The sequence below is a fragment of the Streptomyces sp. CBMA29 genome (assembly GCF_014596445.1).
GTDB lineage: Bacteria > Actinomycetota > Actinomycetes > Streptomycetales > Streptomycetaceae > Actinacidiphila.
The window spans coordinates 1-346 of the sequence record NZ_MECL01000137.1 but is presented as its reverse complement, the minus strand read 5'-3'; the positions used below and the strand labels follow the sequence as shown (position 1 = coordinate 346).

1 pseudogene is annotated in these 346 nt (G+C 78.3%); it reads right to left on the bottom strand.

Annotation, left to right across the window (positions count from 1 at the left end):
• Positions 1–157: 157 nt before the first annotated feature.
• Positions 158–346 (bottom strand): annotated as a pseudogene (locus BGM09_RS37845) (hypothetical protein); the annotation flags it as partial.

Sequence of the window (346 nt, the reverse complement as noted above, 5' to 3'; positions counted from 1 at the left end):
ACCGGCCATGACCACGGATCTCCTCGCGGACGCGTGCACGGCTCTGGCCGATCGCCTGACGTCGAGCCTCGCGGCCCACACGGTGCACGCGATGCACGCGGCTGTCGGCGACAGCGATGCCGACGGCTCCGCGGCGCGCGCCGTATCGACGGGGGACTCACCCGCGCCAAGTGGCCGCGCGGAGGCCGCCGTTGCAGCCGGAGCCCGAGCCCGTGCCCGTGCCCGAGCCGGAACGGGCGCCGGAGCCGGGACCGGCGGCCGTGTCGTCACCGGCGACGTGCCCCCGCCGACGCCCGCGCGTGGCGGTACCGCCGTTGGCGGTGTCGCCGACCGCTCGGCGCGGGCC